Here is an 18,693-nt window from a genome sequence, read left to right as displayed (position 1 = left end):
GGTTTTTCACCTCCCCTTGCCAGGAGGTTTGCGACCAGCCGGGATCGGCGGGATGGTAGGTCAGCAGGGCAAGCAAAAGATAGGCAGCCATCAGGGTGATGGCGATCAAGACGGCCTCGAAGATCCGTTGTGTACCTGATAAAGGAGTAAACAGCTTTTTATCGGCCAAACTCCGGCTCCTTTGTGAAAACATGAATGCGGGGATAGGGGGCCTAGTATCCCTGAAAAGCCCACCGATTGTCAGCCAGTGCCTGAGGGCGGGCCTGAAACTCTCTATAAGAAGAAACGAGCGGACCGGCCGCTCGTTTCTGACTATCGTGACTCGTCATGGAACTTGCAAGTCACAGCACAACCCCGCTTATCGGGTGCTGATCACCAGACGACTGCTCTGTTTGACCTCTTCCATCACCACGTAGGTGCGGGTGTCGTTGACGCCCGGCAGACGCAGCAGGGTTTCACCCAGCAGGCGGCGGTAAGCGGACATGTCGCTGACGCGGGTCTTGAGCAGATAGTCGAAATCACCGGACACCAGATGGCACTCCTGGATCTCTTCGAGCACCTGAACAGCCTTGTTGAACTGCTCGAACACATCGGGGGCGCCACGATTGAGGGTAATTTCCACGAACACCAGCAGAGACGCGTCCAGATAATGAGGGTTCAGAATGGCGGCATATCCTTCGATATACCCTTGTCGCTCCAGGCGACGAACCCGTTCCAGACACGGTGTGGGACTCAGGCCAACTCGTTTGGACAACTCAACGTTCGAAATCCTGCCATCCTTTTGCAGTTCATTCAGAATGTTGCGGTCAATCCTGTCCAAATCCTTTAGCCGACTCTTAGCTTCCATCATTTAATTCCATCCTTTGGCTATTTTTTGGTAAGAATCACCAGTCATTTTATAATAATGGTCACAAATCCTGTCAATACCTGAATATACTAGGCGCAAATGTCGCTTAACATCTAGGCAACATAAACCACCAATCGATAGACGAGGGATAGCATGATTATCGGTGTACCTAAGGAAATAAAAAACCATGAATATCGCGTAGGCATGGTTCCGGCCAGTGTACGTGAACTGACAGCACGAAACCATACTGTTTTCGTCCAAAGCGGCGCAGGAAATGGCATTGGGTTCAGTGACGCAGATTATCTGGCTGCCGGAGCCGAGATCCTGGCCTCCGCTGCCGAAGTTTTCGCCAAGGCGGAGATGATCGTCAAGGTCAAGGAACCCCAGGCAGTGGAACGGGCCATGCTGCGTCCCGGCCAGACCCTCTTTACCTATCTGCATCTGGCGCCGGACCTGGCCCAGACCCAGGATCTCATCGACAGTGGTGCCGTCTGCATCGCCTATGAAACCGTCACGGACGGTCGTGGCGGTCTGCCCCTGCTGGCCCCCATGTCGGAAGTGGCCGGACGCATGTCTATTCAGGCCGGTGCCCAGGCACTGGAGAAATCCCGTGGCGGCAGCGGCGTGCTGCTCGGCGGTGTGCCCGGTGTGGAACCGGCCAAGGTGGTGATCATCGGTGGTGGTGTGGTGGGCTCCAACGCAGCCCGCATGGCCGTCGGCCTGCGTGCCGACGTCACCATCCTCGACAACAACGTCGATACCCTGCGCCGTCTCGACAGCGAGTTCCAAGGGGCTGCCAAGGTGGTCTACTCCAACCGCGAGACCCTGGAGCGCCATCTGCTGGCGGCGGACCTGGTCATCGGCGGCGTGCTGGTGCCTGGCGCCACTGCGCCAAAACTTGTCAGCCGTGACCACATTGCTCGCATGAAACCCGGTGCAGCCATCGTGGACGTGGCCATCGACCAGGGCGGCTGTGTCGAGACCTCCCATGCCACCACCCATGAAGATCCCACCTTCATCGTCGACGAGGTGGTGCACTACTGCGTGGCCAACATGCCGGGTGCCGTGGCGCGGACCTCCACCGTGGCCCTGAACAACGCCACCCTCCCCTTCATCATCAAGCTGGCCGAACAGGGCTATCGCAACGCACTGCTCGCTGATCCCCACCTGTTGCACGGCCTGAACGTGATGGCGGGCAAAATCACCTGCAAGGAGGTTGCCGTGGCCCACAACCTGGCTTACACGGATCCCCTGACCCTGCTGAACTGATCGCGTCCCTGCAAAGGGAGGTAGATGAGTGAAAATCCGCCCGCGATGGGCGGTTTTTTATGCCTGCCATCCCCGGCTCACCCCTCTTGTTGGCGATTGCCCCAATCGATGCGCTGGCCTTTGACCCCGGATCACGAATTACCTACAATCGCGCAAACTCATCACGTCTCGGAAATCACATCATGAGCCAAGTCACTCACAGCAAACTGCTGATCCTGGGATCCGGCCCGGCAGGTTACACTGCGGCCGTCTATGCCGCTCGCGCCAACCTCAATCCCCTGCTCATCACCGGCATGCAGCAAGGTGGTCAGCTGACCACCACCACCGAAGTGGAAAACTGGCCAGGGGACGCGGAAGGGCTGACCGGCCCGGCCCTGATGGAGCGCATGAAAGAGCATGCAGAGAAGTTCGATACCCGCATCCTCTTTGATCACATCAATGAAGTGACGCTGACCGAGCGTCCCTTCCGCCTCAAGGGGGACAACGGTGAATACACCTGTGATGCGCTGATCCTCGCCACCGGCGCCTCCGCCAAATATCTGGGTCTGCCCTCCGAAGAGGCTTTCAAGGGCCGCGGCGTCTCCGCCTGCGCCACCTGTGACGGCTTCTTCTACCGCAATCAGGAAGTGGCCGTGGTCGGCGGCGGCAACACCGCCGTGGAAGAGGCACTCTATCTGGCCAACATCGCCAAGAAGGTGCACCTCATCCATCGCCGCGACGAGTTCCGCGCCGAGAAGATCCTGATCAAGCGCCTCAACGACAAGGTCGAGAGCGGCAATATCGTCCTGCACACCCATCAGACCCTGGACGAAGTACTGGGTGACGACATGGGCGTCACCGGCGTGCGCCTGCGCAGCACCCGGGATGACACCACCTCCGAGCTGCCGCTGATGGGGGTCTTCATCGCCATCGGTCACCAGCCCAACACCCAGATCTTCAAAGGGCAGTTGGCGATGGAAAACGGCTATCTGAAGGTGCGTGGCGGACTGGAAGGGTTCGCAACCCAGACCAGCATCCCGGGCGTGTTCGCCGCTGGCGACGTGGCAGACCACGTCTACCGCCAGGCGATTACCTCCGCAGGAACCGGCTGCATGGCCGCCCTCGATGCAGAGCGATATCTGGACGCACAATAATCGGAAGGATATAAAGGGCATGCCAGTTGGCATGCCCTTTTTTATTGCAAGGAGCAGGATGAAACGAAAAATAATGATAGTGGAAGACAGCCTGACGGTACGCCGCATGCTGACCCAGGCCATTGCGCAGCAGACCGGGCTGGAAATCGACGCCTTCGACACCCTTGAAGGGGCTCGCGATTGCCATGGGGAAGATTATGTGGTCGCCCTGGTGGATCTCACCCTGCCGGACGCCCCCGGCGGAGAGGCTGTCAATGTGCTGAGGGAGCGTGGGCTGCCGGTGGTGATCCTGACGGCCGACATCAGCGAAGAGAAGCGGGAAGCCTGGCTGGAGGCCGGGGTGCTGGACTATGTGATGAAGGATTCACGTCACTCCCTGCAATATGCCGTCGGTCTGGTGCACCGCCTCTACCTCAACCAGGCCATCGAAGTCTTGGTGGTCGACGATTCACGCACCTCCCGTCACCGCACCGCGGCCCAGTTGCGCAAGCAGTTGTTGCAGGTGCACGAGGCCAATTCTGCCCGCGATGCGCTGGCGCAGCTCGAGCAGCACCCCGCCATTCGCCTGATGCTGGTGGACTACTACATGCCGGAGATCGATGGCATCAGCCTGGTGCGAATGCTGCGCGAGCGCTACAGCAAGCAGCAGCTCGCCATCATCGGCATCTCGGTGTCGGACAAACACGGCCTCTCGGCACGCTACCTCAAGCAAGGGGCGAATGATTTTCTCAATCAGCCCTTTGAACCCGAGGAGCTGCAGTGCCGGGTCAGCCACAACCTGGAGGCCCTTGAGCAGTTCAACAACATCCAGGAATCGGCCAACCGAGACTACCTGACCGGGCTTTACAACAGACGCTACTGGTTCAACGAGGGTCAAAAGTGGTTCGAAGAGCATCAGCGCCATCAGGCGCAGCTCTCCCTGTGCGTGCTCGACGTGGATCACTTCAAGCAGGTCAATGATCACTGGGGGCACGCCATCGGCGATCAGCTGCTCTGTCATCTGGCCAGGCTGCTCACCCAGTTCTTCCCGGATGCCATGATAGCCCGATTCGGTGGTGAAGAATTTGCCCTGATGGTGCCCCACTGCCCCGTTCCCGTGCTGCTCAAGCGGCTGGAAGGGCTTCGTCTGCAAATGCGCCAGCAACCGCTGTCGCGGGAGATATCGCTCTTTGTACGCGCCAGTTTCGGCGTCATCAATGTCGGGCGGCTCTCCATGGACGAGGCGCTGAGCGAGGCAGATCGCCAGTTGTATCAGGCAAAGAATACCGGGCGAGACAAGATAGTCTGTCAGGACGTCTGAGCAAGCATCAGCAGAGGCACTCCGTGTAGTACCGCCCGGCGCCCCTTGTGTGGTGGCCGCCGGGTCAATCCCTTCTTCACCGTTCAATAGGTCTTGTCGACCCGCACCCCATCGCTGAAATAGAGGATGCGCACCTTGTCGCCCTGCGCAAAGACCATGGCCGGATCGTAATCCTGGATCACGTTGATGAGCCCGTTCTGCTCGTTGCGGATCAGCAGCTCCACCAGCTTGTTCTCCACCACGCTGCCCCCTGACTGAAACTGCTGCACCGCCGCCGCTCCCGCCAGCGCCCCGACCGCAGTGGCAATCTCCCGCCCGTGCCCACCGCCAAACTGGTTGCCGAGCAGCCCGCCAAGCACGGCACCTCCCAGGGTTTTCCAGCCGGAATGCTCTGATTCCACCATCTGGTGCTGGGTGATGTTGCGCACCGCATCCACCTGGCCGAATACCACCTGCTCTACGGGACGCGCCGTGTTGCGTTCATACACTGCACTCCAGGCCGGCGCCGTGACAAAGCCAAGCAAGCTGGATACTATCAGGATAATGGCCTTCATCTATGAACCTCTGCCTTATGTCTCGCTATCTTACCGAACTGGATGATGAGCTGTGCTGGTTTCCCTCCCCCAGCCATGCGCTGGAAGAGCCCAACGGGCTGCTCGCGATTGGGGGAGATCTCTCCCCCGCTCGATTGCTGGCAGCTTACCACAGCGGGATCTTTCCGTGGAATGAACCCCATCAACCACTGCTGTGGTGGTCACCGGACCCCAGGGGAGTCATCGTGCCCGAGGAACTCCACATCGGCCGCAGCCTGCAGAAGTGTTTGCGCCGCACCCCCTTCGAGATTTACATCAATCGCGCCTTTGATGACGTCATTGCAGCCTGCGCCGCCCCCCGTCGCACCGCCAGCGGCACCTGGATAAGTGCCCCCATGATCGACGCCTATCGGCGCCTTCATCGCCTCGGTCATGCCCACTCCATCGAGATCTGGCAGGATGATCAGTTGCAGGCAGGTCTCTATGGCCTCTCCCTGGGCCGACTCTTTTGTGGTGAATCCATGTTCAGCCGCATCGACAATGGCGCCAAACTGGCCATGGTGGCCCTCTGTCGCCACTTTGCAGGGCACGGCGGTGCCCTCATCGACTGCCAGATGCAAAACGACTTTCTGGCCACGCTGGGCGTCCAGGAGTGGCCAAGGCAGCGCTTTCTGACCACCCTGGCCACCCTGACCCGGCAACCGTTGCAAGAGGGATGCTGGCAACCGAGGAGAATCAGCCTATGAGTGAAGAAGTGATCCTCAAGGTCGGGCTGACCCCCAGGCACCCGTGCAGCTACCTCGGTCACGAGCAGGAGCAGTTGCTGGTCCTGATGGACCATGAATTGCTCAACGCCGCCGGGTACGAACGGCTGCTGACGGCAGGATTCCGGCGCAGTGGCAACGACATCTATCGTCCTCACTGCCCCGCCTGCAGCGCCTGCCAATCCTTGCGCATACACAGTGAACGCTTCACCCCGAGCCGTGGGCAGAAACGCATCCGCCAGTTGAACCGAGATCTCGAACTCGTACTGAGCTATGACGACAAGCCCGAGTATTACCAGCTCTATGAACGCTATATCCGTGAGCGTCATCGGGATGGCAGCATGTATCCACCGAGCCGGACCCAATACAAGGGGTTCCTGCACTGCGACTGGATGCCCCCCCTCTATCTGGAGATGCGCAAAGAGGGACGCCTCATCGGCGTGGCCACCACGGACCTGCTTCCCCACTCTCTGAGCGCCATGTACACCTTCTTCGACCCCGACTATGCCGACCGGTCGCTCGGCACCTTCGCCATCCTGAGCCAGTTGGAACTGGCCAGACGTACCGGTCGTCAGTGGCTCTATCTGGGGTATCTGGTGGAGGAGTGCCGCAAGATGAATTACAAGCGCCAATACCTGCCCCATGAGCTGCTGGTACAGGGCGAATGGAAAAAAATCGACACCAAGCCCGAGTAAACTTTACACATAGCCTTAAATCCGGCATGATCCAGCGGTTTTTTGTTGTGGCTTATCAAGAGGATTCAATGGCTAAAGAAGACAGTATTGAGATGCAGGGTACCATTCTCGAAACCTTGCCCAATACCATGTTCCGTGTGGAACTGGAAAATGGTCACGTGGTTATCGCTCATATTTCCGGCAAGATGCGCAAAAACTACATCCGTATCCTGACTGGGGACAAAGTAACGGTGGCTCTGACTCCGTACGATCTCTCCAAGGGACGTATTGTTTTCCGCTCTCGCTAAGCCAGGAATTCAGCAAAAAACCCCAGCCTCTCGGTTGGGGTTTTTTGTCATTTCCGGCCTTGCTCACAGTCAGTGAGAGACAGCTTCAACGTTGACCTGAAAATCAAAGCTGAGGCTGTTGTTCACCAGCTCAACCTTCACAATACCGCCATCGACCAGGGAACCAAACAGGATCTCGTTGGCCAGGGGCTTCTTGAGGTGCTCCTGAATGACCCGGCCCATGGGTCTTGCTCCCATTGCCCTGTCATAACCTTTCTCTGCCAACCAGTGGCGCGCCTCTTCAGACACCTCCAGTGAAACGCCCTTGGCATCCAGCTGAACCTGCAGCTCGACGATGAACTTGTCGACCACCTGATGGATCACTCCCATGTCGAGATGGTTGAACCAGATGGTGTGATCGAGCCGGTTGCGGAACTCCGGACTGAACGTCTTGTTGATCACCGCCATGGCATCGTGGCTCATGTCCTGCTGCTGGAAGCCGATGGACTTGCGCTGGGTCTCCTGAACCCCTGCGTTGGTGGTCATCACCAGGATCACATTGCGAAAATCTGCCTTGCGCCCGTTGTTGTCGGTCAGGGTGCCGTTGTCCATCACCTGCAGCAGCAAGTTGAAGACATCCGGGTGCGCCTTCTCGATCTCGTCAAGCAGCACGACGGAGTGCGGATGCTTGAGGACGGAGTCGGTCAACAGCCCTCCCTGCTCGAATCCCACGTAACCGGGAGGAGCCCCGATCAACCGGGACACGGTATGGCGTTCCATGTATTCCGACATGTCAAATCGCAATACCTCGACCCCGAGCGCCTTGCCCAGTTGCTGGGTCACTTCGGTCTTGCCCACCCCGGTCGGGCCGGCAAACAGGAAGCAGCCCACAGGTCGGCGTTCGTTGCCAAGCCCTGAACGTGACAACCGAATGGCATCGGTCAGCACCTCGATGGCCTTGTCCTGCCCGAACACCACCATCTTGAGGTTGCGCTCCAGATTCTTCAGCACCTCCTTGTCGGAGGAGGAGACAGATTTCTCGGGAATACGGGCAATCTTGGCAACAATGGCCTCGATTTCCGGCACATTGATCACCTTCTTGCGCTTGCTGACGGGCAAGAGGCGTTGCCCTGCACCCGCCTCGTCGATGACGTCGATGGCCTTGTCAGGTAGATGGCGATCATTGATGTACTTGGCGGAAAGCTCTACCGCCGCCCGGATCGCCTTGACGGTGTAACGCACGCCATGGTGAGACTCATAACGGCTCTTGAGTCCCATCAGAATGCGAGTGGTGTCGTCTACTGTGGGTTCGACGATGTCGATCTTCTGGAAGCGGCGAGCCAGAGCCCTGTCCTTCTCGAAGATCTGGGCATATTCCTGGTAGGTGGTGGAGCCCACGCAGCGCAGCAAACCATTGGAGAGCAGCGGCTTGATGAGGTTGGCCGCATCCAGCTGGCCACCGGAAGCCGCACCGGCCCCAATGATGGTGTGGATCTCGTCGATGAAGAGGATGGCCCCCTCCTGACGTTCGATCTGCTTGAGCAGCACCTTGAGGCGCTTCTCGAAGTCACCACGATACTTGGTGCCCGCCAGCAGGGAGCCCATGTCCAGGGAGTAGATGGTGCTACCCGCAATCACCTCGGGCACATCCCCCTTGACGATACGGTAGGCAAGCCCTTCGGCGATGGCGGTCTTGCCCACACCGGCTTCCCCGACCAGCAAGGGGTTGTTCTTGCGACGGCGGCACAATACCTGAATGGTGCGATTGAGCTCCTGATCACGGCCGATGAGCGGATCGATACGCCCCTCCAGCACCAGCTGGTTGAGATTGGTGGCAAAGCTTTCTATCTGGGCAGAGGATACCTCGTCATCAGATTCCGCATTGTTACCACCACTCTCGGGCTTGTTGTCCTTGCGCACCCCGTGGGACAGGAAGTTCACCACATCCAGGCGACTTATTTCGGCTTTTTTCAGGAAGTAGGCGGCCTGGGACTCTTGTTCGCTGAAGATGGCGACCAGGACATTGGCGCCGCTCACCTCGGTATTGCCGGACGACTGGACATGGAAGACGGCACGTTGCAGCACGCGCTGGAAGCCCAGCGTCGGCTGGGTTTCCCTGTCTTCGTCGTCACGGGGGATGAGCGGAGTCGTTTGATTGATGAAGGCGCGGATCTCTTTGCGCATCTGTTCCACATCCGCACCACATGAACTCAGCGCCTCATGGGCTGAGCTGTTATCCAGCAGGGCCAACAACAGGTGCTCGACGGTCATGAATTCGTGGCGCTCGTCACGGGCCAGCTTGAAAGCCTCGTTCAGCGTCTTTTCTAGATCTTTGTTCAACATAGGCACCTCCCCTCAGTACAGCAACAATGCGGTGTCGTTATCGCCATCAAGTCATCAGATTCAAGCCTTTTCCATGGTACATAGCAGTGGATGTTCGTTGTTACGTGAATAGGTGTTGACCTGGACCACTTTGGTCTCGGCAATCTCGGCGGTAAATGTGCCGCAGACTCCCTTACCACTATAATGCACGCTCAGCATCACCTGAGTGGCCTTCTCCAGATCCATACCAAAGAACCTTTGCAGCACCTCCACCACGAACTCCATCGGTGTGTAGTCGTCGTTGTTCAGGACGACCTTGTACATGGGTGGCGGTTGCAGCTTCGTTTTCTCTGCCTCTGCAATCTCTTCATTAGCAAAGAGTTCTTTCTGCTTGCTCATAGTTGCGCTTTGGTACCTCTAGATTACTACCGTGTCGCTCAAGATTGTCAATAGACTTGTTAACCAGATCACATCGGTTGTTAACAACTTCTTGACTCGCTTAAAAGTTGGACTAGATTGGTTACTTGCTAATCGGCGCCCGTCTGCTACGGGGTCATGCCCTAGTTATATAAGGCTGGCGCAGGTTACTCAACGACTTCAGGGTAATCAATAAAAGGATGTAGATGTATGGCAACCGGAACAGTCAAGTGGTTCAACAACGCAAAAGGATTTGGGTTTATCTGTCCGGAAGGCGGTGGTGAAGACATCTTCGCTCACTACTCCACGATTCAAATGGAAGGTTACAAGACCTTGAAAGCAGGTCAGGCAGTCAACTTTGAACTGCAGCAGGGGCCGAAAGGAAATCATGCCTCTGTCATCGTGCCAAACGAAGCACAGAACATCTAAGAGTCAAACTGGATAAATTAAAAAGCGGCATCCCAAGGGATGCCGCTTTTTTATGGACAGGCACGAAGAGGGGAACAAGAAAGGCCAGGCCTTCCTTGTTCCCTGCTGCAGCTACCTCAGCGGGCCAGCAGGATGTTCAGCATGCGACGCAGCGGCTCGGCGGCGCCCCACAGCAACTGGTCACCCACGGTAAAGGCGGCCAGGTATTCCGGGCCCATGTTGAGCTTGCGCAGACGACCGACCGGGATGCTGAGGGTGCCGGTGACGGCAGCCGGGGTCAGCTCGCGGGCGGTGATGTCGCGATCGTTGGGGATCACCTTGACCCAGTCGTTGTGGGCAGCCAGCAGGGCTTCGATCTCGGCCAGCGGCACATCTTTTTTCAGCTTGATGGTGAAGGCCTGGCTGTGGCAGCGCAGGGCCCCGATCCGCACGCACAGACCATCCACCGGGATAGCGGCGTTTTCGATACCCAGGATCTTGTTGGTCTCGGCCTGGCCCTTCCACTCTTCACGGCTCTGGCCGTTGTCGAGCTTGGTGTCGATCCAGGGAATGAGGCCACCGGCCAGCGGCACACCGAAATTGTCCACCGGCAGGGTGCCGGAGCGGGTCTTCTCGGTGATCTTGCGCTCGATGTCGAGGATGGCGGAGGCGGGATCCGCCAGCTCCACCGCCACTTCATCCCGCAGCATGCCCATCTGGGTGACCAGCTCGCGCATGTGGCGGGCACCACCACCGGAGGCCGCCTGATAGGTGGCCACGCTCACCCACTCCACCAGATCGGCCTTGAACAGGCCACCCAGGGCCAGCAGCATCAGGCTGACGGTGCAGTTGCCGCCAACGAAGGTCTTGATGCCGTTGTTCAGGGCGTGTTCGATGACGTCGCCGTTGACCGGATCCAGGATGATGACCGCGTCCTTCTCCATGCGCAGGGAGGAGGCGGCGTCAATCCAGTAGCCCTGCCAGCCGGCGGCTTTCAGGCGCGGATAGACATCCTTGGTGTAGTCGCCGCCCTGGGCGGTGATGATGACGTCCTGCGCGGCCAGTGCCTCGAGATCGAAGGCGTCCTGCAGGGTGCCGGCATCGACGCCAAAATTGGGGGCGGCCTCACCGGCCTGGGAGGTGGTGAAGAAGGTGGGTTGAATGCGGGCAAAATCCTTCTCTTCCTGCATCCGGCTCATCAAGACCGAACCCACCATGCCACGCCAACCGACCAAACCTACTTTTTTCATAATGTCCTACCCTGGATAGCTGCTTATAGAAATCGTGTGTGGTACCCGTGACCCCCTGCCTTGGCGCCAGCCGTTTACAAGGGATTCACAATATATGAGTTGCAAAAAATGCGTCTGTCCACATTACGGATTGTGACGGCGGGCGCAAGTCGAATTGCGCAATATTCTGTGCCATTCGCTGCAATATCCGTCGGCCTGGCCGACCTGCGGGCAGCCGGTTGGCATCCAGCCTCCACTTGGGGCATCATTGAGACCGACCGGCAGCCCCGCTGCCCCTCGGGGACGGCCCCGAGGCCTCCTGATACGCAGGGACGACCCTGCTTCCTGCGGAATCTGCCTTATGTCCTGGTTGCTATTGCTGTTGGCCGGCCTGTTCGAGGTCGCCTGGGCCATCGGCCTCAAATACACCGACGGTTTCAGCCGTCCCCTCCCCACCCTGCTGACCCTGATCGCCATGGCCGTGAGCGTGCTGCTGCTCGCCATGGCGGTCAAACAGTTGCCCCTTGGTACCGCCTACGCGGTCTGGACCGGCATCGGCGCGGTCGGCACCGTGCTGATGGGGATCTGGCTGTTCAACGAACCGGCCACCCTGGCCCGGGTGCTCTGCCTGCTGCTCATCATCGTCGGCATTCTGGGGTTGAAGTTCATCGGTTAGGCGCGCTGAAAGGGCCGGGTACACCGGCCCCGACGTGGCAAGCTCCAGGGGGCGATGTCAGCCCGGCGTGTTGCTGTGTTCCTCTGCTTGCTGATGTGTTCGCAGGCGGTGGGGAAAGGCGGGTGGCACAGACGTGGCATGGCGCGTGATGGCGAGCAAGATCCGCCCCATGACCGCCCGGGCGAGCATAGGGCGCCTCCTTTTATCTTTTCGTCTGCTCCTTCAATCACTCCACCAGCGTCTGCTCGATGCGGGCCCCAGGCATCATCTGCGTAAGACCGGCAATCAGCCTGTCGCCGGCCTCCCACAAGGCTGTGCGCGGCATCGGCGGCAGACACTCCAGAATGAACCACATCCGGGGGGAAGAGAGGCTCAGGCGAGTGCGGATCCCCTGGCGCCAGTTCCAGCGGCGACAGGTGACGCCGAGATCGTCCCGCCACACCACCTCTCCGGGAGCCGGTGCCTCCTGGGTTGGCAGCCCTTCTTTGAGGGTGTCAAAGCATTCGCTGCCATCGGCAATCACCAGGCGCGGCGCTCCCACATAGGCCGCCAGATCCTCCCCGCCCACGGGAATGGCATACTCGATGCTGATGGCGTTGTAGAGATCGACAACGGGATCGATGGCAGGCAAGACGCCACCGCGCAGCACCCGCTTGCGCAGTGCCTGGGCCGAGCAGGGCGTGCGGGCAGGCTTGGCGCCAAACCCCTTGAACACCTGATCCCAGGCGGCCAGATGTTCAAGGGCCCAGGGAGCCTCGTCGGTGCCAAGGGCCGCACATGCCCGGGCCAGGGCCCGCTCCCCCACCAGAGTGTCAATCACGGGGGCGGCTTCCACCACGATGCTGAGGGCACAAAAGCCCGGCGCCAACCTGGCTATCTCGGGGTCTATACGGGGGATCATCGGGAACATTCAGCACTCCTGGTCAAGGTTCATCAAGACGGGGCGGCGGAACGGGCACGGGCGTTCCCCTCTTTTCCTTCCCCCGCCAACGGTTGACGCCATGATGAAGGGCACAGGGTCATAATAAAATTTACTTTATCTTAATTATGTTAAGTAAAACTGATGGCCCAACCCTCTTTCCCATGAAAAATCGCCGCCCCGCAGCGCACCGCCCGGCCCCACTGCCACACCCCGCCCATCCAATGCAGACCTGGGCAAGCCCACACCATTGCCCTGGCCGCTTTCCCCGTCACTCATGCTATTATCTGCGTCCAAACATGAGCCCATAAAATCAGGACATTGTGATGACCGACCACACTTTTATTCCCGGCAAGGACGCAGCGCTGGAAGACTCCATCGAACGCTTCCAGACCAAGCTGCAAGCCCTGGGGTTTGATATCGAAGAGGCCTCCTGGCTCAACCCCGTGCCCAACGTCTGGTCCGTGCACATCCGGGACAAGGAGTGCGCCCTCTGCTTCACCAACGGCAAGGGTGCCAGCAAGAAGGCGGCGCTCGCCTCCGCCCTTGGCGAGTATTTCGAGCGTCTCTCCACCAACTACTTCTTCGCCGATTTCTACCTGGGCGAGCAGGTCGCCAATGGCGACTTCGTCCACTACCCGAACGAGAAGTGGTTCCCTATCGAGGGGGATCAGCTGCCCGCCGGTCTGCTCGACAGCTTCACCCGCAAGTTCTACAACCCGGACGGGGAAGTGACCGCCGACATGCTGGTGGACCTGCAGTCCGGCAACGAGGAGCGCGGCATCGTCGCCCTGCCCTTCGAGCGTCAGTCTGATCACCAGACCGTCTACATCCCGATGAACATCGTCGGCAACCTGTATGTTTCCAACGGCATGAGCGCCGGCAACACCCGCACCGAGGCCCGCACCCAGGGGCTGTCGGAGGTGTTCGAGCGCCACGTGAAGAACAAGATCATCGCCGAGGCCATCAGCCTGCCCCAGATCCCGGGCGAGGTCATCGCCCGTTACCCCGGCATCAAGGCGTCCATCGATGCACTGGAGGCCGAAGGCTTCCCCATCTACAGCTTCGATGCCTCCCTCGGCGGCCGTTATCCGGTCATCTGCGTGGTGCTGCTCAACCCGAGCAACGGCACCTGCTTTGCCTCCTTCGGCGCCCACCCGCGCTTCGAGGTCGCCTTCGAGCGTACCGTCACCGAACTGCTGCAAGGGCGCAGTCTCAAGGATCTGGACGTCTTCGTGCCGCCGTCGTTTGACAACGAGCAGGTGGCGGATCACCACAACCTGGAGACCCACTTCATCGACTCCTCCGGCCTCATCAGCTGGGATCTGTTCAAGGAAGAGTCCGACTTCGAGTTTGCCGACTGGGACTTCCGTGGCACCTCGCAAGAGGAGTTCGACCACCTGATCGGCATCTTCCACGAGCTGGAGCAGCCGGTCTACATCGCCGACTACGAGCATCTGGGTGTCTACGCCTGCCGTATCCTGGTGCCCGGCATGTCCGACATCTATCCGGTGGAAGATCTGCTGCTGGCCAACAACACCATGGGGGCCCACCTGCGGGAAACCATCCTGGCGCTGCCGGCGCTCGAGTGGGACGCAGAGCAGTACATGGCCCTGTTCGACCAGCTGGATGAAGAGGGGCACGACGAGCGGACCCGGGTGCGCGAGCTGCTCGGCATCGCCGCCGCCAAGGGCACTGCCCTGCACACCCTGCGCGTCGGTGAGCTCAAAGCCATGCTGGCGCTGGCCGCTGGCGACCTGGAGAGCGCCCTCGACCTCATCGACTGGACCATGGAGTTCAACCAGTCGGTGTTCCCGGCGGATCGCGCCGCTTACTACCGCGCCCTGCGCGCCTGCGTCGAGCTCTTCCTCGACGAGGAACGCGACCCCGAGCAGTACCGCCCGGTGTTCGCCCGCATGTTCGGGGAAGAGACCCTGGCACAGGCGTGGGCCAACGCCCGCGGCGAGGCGCGCTTCCACGGTCTGGAAGCCGCCGATCTCTCCCTCTCCCAGTTCCCGCTGCACCAGAAACTGCTGGCCGCTTACGAGAAATTGCAAAAAGCCAAACGAATCCATACCTGGAACTGATATGCTAGCGTGACGAAGGGGCCTTATGGCCCCTTCTGTTTTATGGTCTACGCTTTGGCTGGCCGTGCCACAAAGATGAAATAAAAGACAAAAAATACCTCTTAGGGGGTTGTTAATTTGGCACTCATGGTGCAGTGCGGCTGCACAGGTGCCTTGCCGGTACGTTTTTCAGGGCGCCCTTTATAAGTTCTTAAAAATCATAAAATTAATAACAGCCCCATTTCTGTTTCACCTGAAACCTGGTGTAAAGAAACGCTTCCGGATGGCGAAAAATCCTGTAGTAAAATTACATTCACAATCTGTAATTTTTGATCGGAGTCAATTTTGGGGATCAGCCCCTTTGTTATGATTTCCACAGGCAAAATATGCAGGTACTGAGAATTGAAAGCAGAATCTCCCTTTGATTGTCTGAAGCCCGAAGCCATCGCCGCCCTGGCCGAAGACATTACCTATGCCAAGGCCACCAAGCCCGCATACAAGGTCATTCCCCTGGCCATCACCGCTGGCGCCTTCATCGCCATCGCATTCGTCTTCTATATCACCGTCACCACGGGCTCAAGCGGCATGGCCTGGGGCATGTCCAAGCTGGTGGGCGGCATCTGCTTCTCCCTCGGTCTCATCCTCTGCGTCCTGCTCGGCGCCGAACTGTTCACCTCCACTACCCTCACCCTGGTAGCCAAGGCGGCGAATCGCATCAGCTGGGCCCAGTTGCTCAAGAACTGGGGACTGGTCTACTTCGGCAACCTCATCGGCGGTCTCATCATCGTCGGCCTCATCATCATGTCGGCGGAATACACGGCAGCGGATGGTCAGTGGGGGCTGAACGCCATGAAAGTGGCCCAGCACAAGATCCATCACACCTTCTTCGAGGCCGTGGCCCTTGGCATCCTCTGCAACCTCATGGTGTGTCTCGCCGTGTGGATGGCCTTCGGCGCCCGCAGCGCCACCGACAAGGTGATGGTGATGCTGCTCCCCGTCGCCATGTTCGTGGCCTCCGGTTTTGAGCACAGCATCGCAAACATGTTTATGATCCCGGTCGGTATCGCCATCCACAGCGTCGCGAGCCCGGAATTCTGGCAGGCCATCGGCCAGGATCCGGCGACCTTTGCCGACCTGACCGTGTCCAACTTCGTCCTGCACAACCTCATCCCTGTCACCATCGGTAATATCATTGGTGGTGGCGTCATGGTTGGGCTGACTTACTGGTTTATCTTCCGTCGCCATCATTAAGGATGGCGGCAGACACATAAATACCTTGAGAGGTAATGAAAATGGCAGAACTTAACGAACAGTTCCAAAAAGCATGGGAAGGCTTCGCAGCCGGTGAATGGCAGACCTCTGTCAACACCCGTGACTTCATCCAGAAGAACTACACCCCGTATGAAGGTGACGAGTCCTTCCTGGCTGGCGCGACCGAAGCCACCACCAAGCTGTGGGACAAGGTCATGGAAGGCATCAAGATCGAGAACCGCACTCACGCGCCGGTCGATTTTGATACCGACCTGCCCTCCACCATTACCGCTCACGATGCCGGCTATATCGACCAGAGCCTGGAGCAAATCGTTGGTTTGCAGACCGACAAGCCGCTCAAGCGCGCCATCATCGCCAACGGCGGTATCAAGATGGTCAAGACCTCTTGCGAAGTGTACGGTCGCCAGCTTGACCCCATGGTCGAGAAGATCTTCACCGAGTACCGCAAGACTCACAACCAGGGCGTGTTCGACGTCTACACCAAAGACATCCTGAACTGCCGCAAGTCCGGCGTCATCACCGGTCTGCCGGATGCCTACGGCCGTGGCCGCATCATCGGTGACTACCGTCGTGTTGCCCTGTACGGTATCGACTTCCTGATGGCCGACAAACTGGCTCAGTTCAAGTCCCTGCAGGCTGACCTGGAAAACGGTGTCAACCTGGAAGCCACCATCCGTCTGCGCGAAGAGATCTCCGAGCAGCACCGTGCCCTGGCCCAGATGAAGGTGATGGCTGCCAAATATGGCTGCGACATTTCCGTACCGGCCAAGACCGCCAAAGAAGCCGTCCAGTGGACCTACTTCGCCTACCTGGCGGCGGTCAAGTCCCAGAACGGTGCCGCCATGTCCTTCGGTCGTACCTCCAGCTTCCTGGACATCTACATCGAGCGTGACCTGCAAAAAGGCCTGATCACCGAGCAAGAAGCCCAGGAGCTGATGGACCACATGGTCATGAAGCTGCGTATGGTTCGCTTCCTGCGTACCCCGGAATACGATTCACTGTTCTCCGGCGACCCGATGTGGGCCACCGAGACCCTGGCCGGTATGGGCGTTGACGGCCGTACCCTGGTCACCAAGAACAGCTTCCGTATGCTGAACACCCTGTACACCATGGGCCCGTCCCCTGAGCCGAACCTGACCATCCTGTGGTCCGAGAAGCTGCCGGTCGGTTTCAAGAAGTACTGCGCCAAGGTATCCATCGAGACCTCTTCCGTTCAGTACGAGAACGACGACCTGATGCGTCCGGACTTCAACAACGATGACTACGCCATCGCTTGCTGTGTGTCCCCGATGATCGTCGGCAAACAGATGCAGTTCTTCGGTGCCCGTGCCAACCTGGCCAAGACCATGCTGTATGCAATCAACGGCGGTATGGACGAGAAGCTCAAGATCCAGGTCGGTCCGAAGACCGAAATGGTCACCTCCGAGTACCTCGACTACAACGACGTGATGGACAGACTGGATCACTTCATGGACTGGCTGGCCAAGCAGTATGTCGCCGCCCTGAACATCATCCACTACATGCACGACAAGTACAGCTACGAAGCCTCCCTGATGGCGCTGCACGACCGTGACGTCTATCGCACCATGGCCTGTGGTATCGCCGGTCTGTCCGTAGCCGCTGACTCCCTGTCTGCCATCAAGTACGCCAAGGTCAAGCCGGTACGTGATGCCGATGGCGTCTCCATCGACTTCGAAATCGAAGGCGAGTACCCGCAGTTCGGCAACAACGACGCTCGCGTCGATGACATCGCCTGCGACCTGGTCGAGCGCTTCATGAAGAAGATTCAGAAGCTCAACACCTACCGCGGTGCCGTGGCTACCCAGTCCGTGCTGACCATCACCTCCAACGTGGTGTACGGCAAGAAGACCGGTAACACCCCGGATGGTCGTCGCGCCGGTGCGCCGTTCGGCCCGGGTGCCAACCCGATGCACGGTCGTGACCAGAAGGGTGCCGTTGCTTCCCTGACGTCCGTCGCCAAGCTGCCGTTCGCCTACGCCAAAGATGGTATCTCCTATACCTTCTCCATCGTGCCGAACGCGCTGGGCAAAGACATGGAAGCCCAGAAAGCCAACCTGGCCGGCCTGATGGATGGTTACTTCCACCATGAAGCCAACCTGGAAGGTGGTCAGCACCTGAACGTCAACGTGATGAACCGTGAAATGCTGCTGGACGCCATGGAAAACCCGGAGAAATATCCGCAGTTGACCATCCGCGTATCCGGTTATGCCGTTCGCTTCAACTCCTTGACCAAGGAGCAACAGCAAGACGTCATCACCCGTACCTTCACCGCTTCTCTGTAATAGCGTCTCGGTGAACAAAAACCGGCGCCAAGGCGCCGGTTTTTTTATGGCCGTTAGCCGGTGTTCAAGCCGCTTCCTACCTCACAGACCCGCTGTCTCGTGGGCTCTGACCCGCAGGCTCGGCCAGACGTTAGTCTCCTAACGCCCCTCTCTATGATGCCCCTCTCCACTCCCCTCCTGCGCTTGATGCACGGATGTGCCCACCGGCACTCAGGCACTCAGGCACTCAGGCACTCAGGTACTCAGGTACTCAGGTACTCAGGTACTCAGGTAC

18 protein-coding genes are annotated in these 18,693 nt (G+C 58.9%); 11 read left to right on the top strand and 7 right to left on the bottom strand.

What is annotated here, in order from left to right; genetic code table 11:
* On the bottom strand, positions 1 to 169 hold a 169-nt coding region (locus tag AACR77_RS06215), incomplete at its 3' end, for a DNA translocase FtsK 4TM domain-containing protein (protein ID WP_156133337.1).
* Between the two features lie 189 nt (positions 170 to 358).
* Positions 359 to 850 carry a leucine-responsive transcriptional regulator Lrp gene (gene lrp / locus AACR77_RS06210; RefSeq protein ID WP_005300047.1) on the bottom strand — a complete coding sequence of 164 codons (492 nt, stop codon included), beginning with the start codon at positions 848 to 850 and terminating at the stop codon, positions 359 to 361.
* A 150-nt stretch (positions 851 to 1,000) separates the two neighbouring features.
* Here lrp and ald point away from each other — a divergent pair, with 150 nt between their 5' ends.
* The 3 genes from ald to AACR77_RS06195 all read left to right on the top strand — a co-directional run bounded on the left by ald (position 1,001) and on the right by AACR77_RS06195 (position 4,549).
* The gene (gene ald, locus AACR77_RS06205; RefSeq protein WP_010674517.1) at positions 1,001 to 2,116 is read left to right on the top strand and encodes an alanine dehydrogenase; all 1,116 of its coding nucleotides are present in this window, start codon (positions 1,001 to 1,003) and stop codon (positions 2,114 to 2,116) included.
* Positions 2,117 to 2,298: 182 nt separating this feature from the next.
* Positions 2,299 to 3,249, top strand: coding sequence for a thioredoxin-disulfide reductase (gene trxB / locus AACR77_RS06200; RefSeq protein ID WP_042878045.1), 951 nt, complete (start codon positions 2,299 to 2,301; stop codon positions 3,247 to 3,249).
* Between the two features lie 58 nt (positions 3,250 to 3,307).
* The gene (locus AACR77_RS06195) at positions 3,308 to 4,549 is read left to right on the top strand and encodes a diguanylate cyclase (RefSeq protein WP_029314438.1); all 1,242 of its coding nucleotides are present in this window, start codon (positions 3,308 to 3,310) and stop codon (positions 4,547 to 4,549) included.
* 83 nt (positions 4,550 to 4,632) lie between these two features.
* Here the strand turns inward: AACR77_RS06195 and AACR77_RS06190 are convergent, their stop codons facing one another.
* The gene (locus AACR77_RS06190; RefSeq protein WP_042878043.1) at positions 4,633 to 5,103 is read right to left on the bottom strand and encodes an outer membrane lipoprotein; all 471 of its coding nucleotides are present in this window, start codon (positions 5,101 to 5,103) and stop codon (positions 4,633 to 4,635) included.
* Between the two features lie 17 nt (positions 5,104 to 5,120).
* Between AACR77_RS06190 and aat the strand changes: the two genes are divergently transcribed.
* The 3 genes from aat to infA all read left to right on the top strand — a co-directional run bounded on the left by aat (position 5,121) and on the right by infA (position 6,828).
* The gene (aat, locus tag AACR77_RS06185; protein WP_039039162.1) at positions 5,121 to 5,828 is read left to right on the top strand and encodes a leucyl/phenylalanyl-tRNA--protein transferase; all 708 of its coding nucleotides are present in this window, start codon (positions 5,121 to 5,123) and stop codon (positions 5,826 to 5,828) included.
* Positions 5,825 to 6,541, top strand: a complete 717-nt coding sequence (locus AACR77_RS06180; protein ID WP_010674512.1) for an arginyltransferase — start codon at positions 5,825 to 5,827, stop codon at positions 6,539 to 6,541. The genes aat and AACR77_RS06180 overlap by 4 nt, the downstream gene beginning before the upstream one ends.
* Positions 6,542 to 6,609: 68 nt before the next feature.
* Entirely contained in the window at positions 6,610 to 6,828 is a 219-nt protein-coding gene (gene infA / locus AACR77_RS06175; protein ID WP_005300033.1) for a translation initiation factor IF-1, read from the top strand.
* Between the two features lie 69 nt (positions 6,829 to 6,897).
* Here infA and clpA read toward each other — a convergent pair whose 3' ends face one another.
* On the bottom strand, positions 6,898 to 9,150 hold the full coding sequence (clpA, locus tag AACR77_RS06170; RefSeq protein WP_010674511.1) for an ATP-dependent Clp protease ATP-binding subunit ClpA: 2,253 nt from the start codon (positions 9,148 to 9,150) through the stop codon (positions 6,898 to 6,900).
* 60 nt (positions 9,151 to 9,210) lie between these two features.
* Positions 9,211 to 9,528, bottom strand: coding sequence for an ATP-dependent Clp protease adapter ClpS (gene clpS, locus AACR77_RS06165; RefSeq protein ID WP_005325410.1), 318 nt, complete (start codon positions 9,526 to 9,528; stop codon positions 9,211 to 9,213).
* 228 nt (positions 9,529 to 9,756) lie between these two features.
* Between clpS and cspD the strand changes: the two genes are divergently transcribed.
* A complete protein-coding gene (gene cspD, locus AACR77_RS06160; RefSeq protein ID WP_010674510.1) occupies positions 9,757 to 9,975 on the top strand; it encodes a cold shock-like protein CspD in 219 nt (72 codons plus the stop codon).
* A gap of 116 nt (positions 9,976 to 10,091) precedes the next feature.
* Here the strand turns inward: cspD and asd are convergent, their stop codons facing one another.
* Complete coding sequence (gene asd, locus AACR77_RS06155; protein WP_039039005.1) at positions 10,092 to 11,204, bottom strand: aspartate-semialdehyde dehydrogenase; 1,113 nt, start codon at positions 11,202 to 11,204, stop codon at positions 10,092 to 10,094.
* 340 nt (positions 11,205 to 11,544) lie between these two features.
* Here asd and sugE point away from each other — a divergent pair, with 340 nt between their 5' ends.
* On the top strand, positions 11,545 to 11,859 hold the full coding sequence (gene sugE, locus AACR77_RS06150) for a quaternary ammonium compound efflux SMR transporter SugE (protein WP_041215293.1): 315 nt from the start codon (positions 11,545 to 11,547) through the stop codon (positions 11,857 to 11,859).
* A gap of 226 nt (positions 11,860 to 12,085) precedes the next feature.
* Here sugE and AACR77_RS06145 read toward each other — a convergent pair whose 3' ends face one another.
* Positions 12,086 to 12,769: a B3/B4 domain-containing protein gene (locus tag AACR77_RS06145; protein WP_042878041.1), complete on the bottom strand. Its 684-nt coding sequence runs from the start codon at positions 12,767 to 12,769 to the stop codon at positions 12,086 to 12,088.
* A 335-nt stretch (positions 12,770 to 13,104) separates the two neighbouring features.
* On the opposite strand from AACR77_RS06145, the gene ycaO reads away from it, so the two are divergent.
* The 3 genes from ycaO (at position 13,105) to pflB (ending at position 18,419) form a co-directional block, all read left to right on the top strand.
* Complete coding sequence (gene ycaO / locus AACR77_RS06140; RefSeq protein WP_010674506.1) at positions 13,105 to 14,865, top strand: 30S ribosomal protein S12 methylthiotransferase accessory factor YcaO; 1,761 nt, start codon at positions 13,105 to 13,107, stop codon at positions 14,863 to 14,865.
* 381 nt (positions 14,866 to 15,246) lie between these two features.
* Positions 15,247 to 16,095, top strand: coding sequence for a formate transporter FocA (gene focA / locus AACR77_RS06135; protein WP_010674505.1), 849 nt, complete (start codon positions 15,247 to 15,249; stop codon positions 16,093 to 16,095).
* Positions 16,096 to 16,136: 41 nt separating this feature from the next.
* Entirely contained in the window at positions 16,137 to 18,419 is a 2,283-nt protein-coding gene (gene pflB / locus AACR77_RS06130; RefSeq protein ID WP_010674504.1) for a formate C-acetyltransferase, read from the top strand.
* The last annotated feature ends 274 nt before the right edge of the window (positions 18,420 to 18,693 follow it).

This window comes from Aeromonas sp. ZOR0002 (genome assembly GCF_963866995.1).
Lineage (GTDB): Bacteria > Pseudomonadota > Gammaproteobacteria > Enterobacterales > Aeromonadaceae > Aeromonas > Aeromonas caviae.
Note: the sequence above shows the minus strand (reverse complement) of the source record. Positions and strands in the feature narration are given on the sequence as shown.